This window comes from Parvibaculum sp., from assembly GCF_049672805.1.
Classification (GTDB): Bacteria; Pseudomonadota; Alphaproteobacteria; order Parvibaculales; family Parvibaculaceae; genus Parvibaculum.
The window spans coordinates 1-6,232 of sequence record NZ_JBATWS010000367.1; the positions used below are offsets into that span (position 1 = coordinate 1).

Annotated in this window: 6 protein-coding genes; all 6 read left to right on the forward strand. The window is 60.5% G+C overall.

Annotated elements, in window-relative coordinates; all coding sequences use genetic code 11:
- The first annotated feature begins 115 nt into the window (after positions 1–115).
- The 6 genes from cysT to prfB all read left to right on the forward strand — a co-directional run bounded on the left by cysT (position 116) and on the right by prfB (position 5,957).
- Entirely contained in the window at positions 116–937 is an 822-nt protein-coding gene (gene cysT / locus WBF74_RS11500; RefSeq protein ID WP_424439812.1) for a sulfate ABC transporter permease subunit CysT, read from the forward strand.
- Positions 938–945: 8 nt separating this feature from the next.
- Positions 946–1,815 carry a sulfate ABC transporter permease subunit CysW gene (cysW, locus tag WBF74_RS11505; RefSeq protein ID WP_424439815.1) on the forward strand — a complete coding sequence of 290 codons (870 nt, stop codon included), beginning with the start codon at positions 946–948 and terminating at the stop codon, positions 1,813–1,815.
- 151 nt (positions 1,816–1,966) lie between these two features.
- Positions 1,967–2,668: a sulfotransferase family 2 domain-containing protein gene (locus WBF74_RS11510; protein ID WP_424439818.1), complete on the forward strand. Its 702-nt coding sequence runs from the start codon at positions 1,967–1,969 to the stop codon at positions 2,666–2,668.
- Positions 2,669–2,765: 97 nt separating this feature from the next.
- Entirely contained in the window at positions 2,766–3,548 is a 783-nt protein-coding gene (locus tag WBF74_RS11515; RefSeq protein WP_424439821.1) for a hypothetical protein, read from the forward strand.
- Complete coding sequence (locus WBF74_RS11520) at positions 3,545–4,720, forward strand: NAD(P)/FAD-dependent oxidoreductase (protein WP_424439824.1); 1,176 nt, start codon at positions 3,545–3,547, stop codon at positions 4,718–4,720. Before WBF74_RS11515 ends, WBF74_RS11520 begins: the two co-directional genes overlap by 4 nt.
- Positions 4,721–4,828: 108 nt before the next feature.
- A protein-coding gene (prfB, locus tag WBF74_RS11525) for a peptide chain release factor 2 (protein WP_424439827.1) occupies positions 4,829–5,957 on the forward strand; the annotation gives its coding sequence in 2 pieces (ribosomal slippage) (positions 4,829–4,897 and positions 4,899–5,957; 1,128 coding nt in all).
- Positions 5,958–6,232: the final 275 nt, after the last annotated feature.

The following is a 6,232-nucleotide window of genomic DNA, read 5'->3' on the forward strand; positions in this document are numbered from 1 at the left end:
CATTTGTGTGGGTAACTGATCCCTTACAGGGCTACATGAGGGGCGGCGGAGCGGATAGGCTCCGCCGTTCTGGCTTTCCGCCATCGCTTGTTTCGGGCCGGGTATCAGGCATCACATGATGAAAAAGCGTAATCCGCTGCCGGGGTTCGGCCTCTCCATGGGGGTAACGCTCGGCTATCTCAGCCTGATCGTGCTTTTGCCGCTGACCGTGCTTGTGCTGAGAACATTCGGCCTTACGGCGGAAGAGTTCTGGCGCATCGCAAGCTCTCCCCGCGCCATCGCGGCCTATCGCGTCACGATTACGTCGGCTGCATGGGCAACGCTTTTCAACGTCATCATTGGTGGTGCGCTTGCGTGGATTCTCGTGCGCTATGAGTTTCCGGGCCGGCGCATTCTCGATGCGATGATCGAGCTGCCCTTTGCCTTGCCGACCGCCGTTGCCGGTATCGCGCTGACGACATTGCTTGCCCGCAATGGCTGGCTGGGTGCGCCTCTTGAGAGCATCGGCATCAAGGTCGCCTATACACAGCTCGGCATCATCGTTGCGATGATCTTCACCAGTCTGCCCTTTGTGGTGCGCACGGTGGAGCCGGTCCTGCGCGACATTGAATCAGAGATCGAGGAATCAGCGCTGCTGCTCGGCGCTTCGGAGATGAATATCTTTCGCCGCGTGCTTCTGCCGGAACTCATGCCGGCCTTTCTGGCAGGTGCGGGCATGTCATTCGCGCGCTCGCTTGGTGAATATGGCGCGATCATTTTCATCGCAGGCAATCTGCCGATGCGAACCGAGATCGTCGCGCTCCTCACCGTCATCCGGCTTGAGGAATATGAGTATGAGGCCGCCGCGACCTACGCGACCATCATTCTCGTCTTCTCGCTCTTCTTCCTTCTCGCCAGCAATCTCCTGCAGGGCTTCCTCCTGCGCCATGTGAAATAGGAGCGGGCATGAGCGAACTCCCTTCCGGCCTTGTTCCGCCCGCCGCCGCGCCGTCAGAGCGCTTGGTGCCCAGCACTCGCATCGGTGATCGACCGCTGGTGAAATGGACGATCATCGGTCTTACCGCGTCCATAGCTTCATCGCTGATTCTGCTGCCGCTTGCTGTCATTTTCTCGGCGGCCTTTTCGGGGGGCGTCGAGCTTTATGTGAGCAAGGTGATCGAGCCTGACACGCTTCACGCCGTCTGGCTCACGGTTTTGACCGCACTCGTGGCGGTGCCGGTCAACACTGTATTCGGCATTGCGGCCGCATGGGCCATCACGCGCTTCCAGTTTCCGGGCCGCCGCTTTCTCATTGTGCTGATCGAGCTGCCATTCTCTATCTCGCCCATTGTGGCGGGTGTTGCCTATCTCTTCGTTTTCGGCACTCAGGGGCTGGTCGGGCCGTGGTTTGAAGCGCAGGGCATAAAGATCATGTTCGCCGCGCCGGGCATCTTCCTCGTGAGCATGTTCGTGACATGCCCCTATGTGGCGCGCGAGCTCATCACCATCATGTCGAGCCGCGATGAAACGGACGAGCTTGCAGCGGTGTCGCTCGGGGCTTCGGGTTTTCAGACCTTTTTCCGCGTGACGCTTCCCAACATAAAGATCGCGCTGCTCTATGGCGTATTGCTCTGCAATGCGCGCGTGATGGGCGAGTTCGGCGCTGTCTCCATCGTCTCCGGCAGCATCCGGGGGCGAACGAACACGCTGCCGCTCCAGATCGAGCTTCTGTTCAACGACTATAATACGGTCGCTGCCTTCGCTGCCGCCACGCTCCTCACCACTCTCGCGCTGGTGACGCTGGTGCTGAAGCTCATCATCGAGCATCGCCGGTGAGGCGCTGCCCCCCGCCGGGCAGGGTGGCTCTCCCCCCAAGGAAGAAGTTGCATAGATCGTCGGGCTCCGTATCCTCCCGAAAAGGTGGGCCGGGCTTCCATACCCCACCGCTTTGATATCGGGGGGTGGCCTGCCAGGGCTGCAGTATCGTTTGATCGTTTGTCATCGTTACAAGTTCATTTTCCTGAAGACCAGGAAGACAGCAGGCACGAGTGTCGAGATTGCGTTGTCGCGCCTTTGTGACGATGGGGATGTCGTCACGACGCTCCTTCCCGCCGATGAGGAACTGCGTCAGTCCCAGGGCGGGCGCGCAGGCGCTAATCCGCAGGTGCCGCGGAAGGACTTTACGCTGCGGGACTGGCTTCGCATCCTGCGCGGGCATCCGCCGCGCGATCTCCTCTATAATCACGTTCCGGCGAAAGTGGTTAAGGCAGCTCTGCCCCGCGAGATCTGGGAGAGCTATCTCAAGATCAGTATTGAGCGAAATCCGTGGGACCGCATTCTCTCCCAATATTGGTGGGACCGCAGCGGCCGTGAAGATTATCCATCTTTTTCCACATGGCTGGCGAAGCGCGCGAAACGCGGCACCTACCGGGCCAGCAACTGGGATATCTACGCCATTGGCGATGAGCCTGTCGCCTCGCATCTCCTGAGATATGAGACGCTGGATGAGGATCTCCCGGCGCTCGGCCGCGAAATCGGTGTTCCCGATCTTGCAATGCCGGAAGTGCGCGCGAAAAGCGGCGTTCGTCCCGATCGACGACATTACAGGGAGGTGCTTTCTCCTGAGGAAGCAGGTCTCGTTGCCAATATTTGCAGGCGCGAAATCGCCCTGCTCGGATACGAGTTCTGACAAGGCAAAACAAGCAGCGGCCATCAAGATGACTGAGGACATTGCCGGCATGAAACTCGAGTCCCACCGCCTCCGGCGGTTGGCATATCTGGCTCTCATGGCACGCGGACTTGTTGTGCCTGCGCCCCTGCCGCAACAGAAGCTCGTCTTCACCATCACGAATGGACGTTCTGGCTCCGCGCGGCTGACAACGCTCTTTCACGCGGTGGAAAGCGTCACCTCCACCCATGAGCCGCATCCCCGTTTCGATACGCTGATGCATGCCGCGCACCGCTCCCCGTTCATCGCGCGGGGCTTCCTGCGGCATGTCAAGCTGCCGGCGATCGCACGCCTGCCGCGCCCGGTCTATGTCGAGACGAGCCATATGTTCGGCAAGGGCTATTTCGACGCCATGCTCGATCTGGAAATGCCGTTCTCGCTCATCTTGCTGCGAAGGAATGCTCGCAGCGTCGCGCGCTCCATGCTCCGTCTGGGTACCATCCCCGGCAAGACCCATTGGGGCCGTCGCTTCTACATGTATCCATCCGAGGCGCTTTTCGTGAAATTGCCTGATGCGTCGAAGCTCACCGACTATCAGTTTTGCTATTGGCACGCGCTGGAGACGGAGGCGCGTCAAAAGGCATACGGGGAGCGCGCGCGGGCGAAAGGGCTGACGGTGGTTGATGTGGATACGGAGGATCTCAACGCCCCCGGCACATTCGAAAACTTGCTTGCTTCGCTCGGTATAGAGGCAAATGAAGCCGATCTTGCGCGCATCGAGGCGCTTCGGAGCGAGCGCGTGAACGAGAAGACACATCACTCCTCGGAAGCGACAAACATGCCCGTAGATATGGATGCCGAAGAGGCGGTGATCGACGCGCTGGCAGGCAGGTCCGTTTGACTTATGACGCCATCATTATCGGCGCGGGCGGGGCGGGGCTCTTTTGCGCCATGGTTGCTGCCAAGCGCGGGCGGCGCGTTCTTGTGCTCGACCACGCAAAAAAACCAGGGGAGAAAATCCGTATCTCTGGCGGCGGGCGCTGCAATTTCACCAACCTTCATACGAGCTCGGCGAATTTCCTGTCCGACAATCCGCGCTTCTGCATTTCCGCGCTGAAGCGCTTTACACAGCATGACTTCATCGCGCTGGTGAAACGACACAATATTGCCTGGCACGAGAAAACGCTCGGGCAGCTCTTCTGTGATGGCTCCTCCCAACAGATCATCGACATGCTGCTCACCGAATGTGCGAAGGGCGGCGTTCGCGTCGAGCTTCAGACAGAAGTGAGGCATGTGGCGAAGGCGGCGGAGGGATTTTCCGTCGAAACGTCGAAAGGCCGCTTCGAGGCTCCCTCGCTTGTGGTCGCGACGGGAGGGAAATCCATTCCGAAAATGGGCGCGACCGGCTTTGCCTATGAGGTCGCGCGGCAGTTCGGGTTGAACATCGTGCCGCCGCGCCCGGCGCTTGTGCCGTTCACCTTCGCGCCTGAATTGCTCGCCATGACATCCGGCCTTGCCGGTGTCGCGGTTGATGCGGTTGTGAGCCACGGCAAGACGCGATTTGCCGAAGCGCTGCTCTTCACCCATCGCGGCATTTCCGGTCCCGCCATTCTGCAAATCTCTTCCTATTGGCGAGATGGCGACGAGATCGAGATAGATATGGTGCCGGGTCGGGATATGCTGGCTGAACTGAAGCTGCTGCGAAAAGAGACACCGAAGCAAGAGATCGTCACCGCTCTTGCGCGCCTGCTGCCAAGGCGCCTGGCCGAGAACATCGCGGCAAGGGCAGGAGTGGAGGGCCGCCTTGCGGACCTTGCCGACAAACGCCTTGCTGCTGTTGCCGCGCTTGTTAATCACTGGCGCGTGAAGCCGCAAGGCACGGAAGGCTTCCGCACGGCGGAGGTCACCGCAGGCGGCGTCGATACACGGTGCCTCTCGTCACAGACCATGGAAGCCCGAGATGTGCCGGGCCTTTATTTCATCGGTGAAGCGGTTGACGTGACCGGCCATCTCGGCGGCTTCAACTTCCAATGGGCGTGGTCATCGGGCTTCGCGGCGGGCAGCGCAATCTGAGGGACAGACCCTATCGGCCCGCTTTCCCTTTACACATGCTGCCTTCCAACCTATTTTCCGCGCCAACACGGGCCGAATCCGGCCGCAGAATTACGAGAAGTATTCGCCATGCGCGCCGAGACGCAGACAATCATCGATGAAATCAAGCAGTCGCTCGCACTGCTGAGGAGGCATCTTTGACTGGGATGCTGCCCTTAGACGCTTTGATGAACTGACGGCAAAAGCCGAAAGCCCTGACTTCTGGAATGATCCCGACAAGGCGCAGGAGCTGATGCGGGAGCGCACGCGTCTTGAAGAAGCATTGACGCGCTATCGCCGGATTGAAGCGGCTCTCAGCGACAATGTGGAACTCATCGAACTCGGCGAGGCCGAGGGCGATGATGCTATCGTCACCGAGGCAGAGGCCGCGCTGAAAGAAGCGCGCGATGAAGCGGCAAAGGCCGAGATCGAGACGCTGCTTTCGGGCGAGGCGGATGCCAACGACACCTATGTCGAAGTGCACGCAGGCGCCGGCGGCACGGAAAGCCAGGACTGGGCACAGATGCTGCTGCGCATGTACACGCGCTGGGCAGAGTCCAAGGGCTATAAGGTCGAGCTTGTCGAACGGCATGACGGGGAAGAGGCGGGCATCAAATCCGCCACCATTCTCGTGAAGGGCCACAATGCCTATGGCTGGCTGAAGACGGAATCCGGCGTTCACCGGCTTGTCCGCATTTCGCCCTATGACAGTGCCGCGCGCCGCCATACGAGCTTTTCCAGCGTCTGGGTCTATCCGGTGGTGGATGACCGGATCGAGATCGATATCAACGAAAGTGATTGCCGTGTGGACACCTATCGCGCATCAGGCGCGGGTGGTCAGCACGTCAACAAGACGGACAGCGCCGTCCGCATTACTCACATCCCGACCGGCATCGTCGTGTCGTGCCAGAACGAGCGGTCGCAGCACAAGAACCGCGCTGCGGCCTGGGACATGCTGCGCGCGCGCCTTTATGAGCGAGAGCTTCAGAAGCGGGAAGAAGCCGCCGCCGCGCAGGAAGCGGGCAAGACCGATATCGGCTGGGGGCATCAGATCCGCTCCTATGTGCTGCAGCCCTATCAGATGGTGAAGGATCTGCGCACCGGCGTTGAAAGCCCGGACCCGGCAAAGGTGCTGGATGGCGACATTGACCCGTTCATGGCGGCGGCTCTCGCAGCCCGTGTGCATGGCAGCGCCGAAGCCGTCGAGGATATCGAATAGGGATTGTCCCTGATCGGGACGGCGGGCGTCCTGATTGGAGACGATTCAGGCAAAAGAAAAAGGCCGGTGGTTTCCCATCGGCCTTTTTCGTTTGAGGTCCGTGTGCTTACTGCGCTGCCGGGCGCTTCACCACCACGCCGCCTTCATTCACGATAACGGGGCTGTCGTTCCCCGGCGCGGCAGGGCGAGGCCGGCCTGATGGCGCTCAACGGCGAGGAAGGGCAGGGCCCGCTGAAGTTCGGCGTGGCGGCGGTGGACATGTTCACCGGCATGTA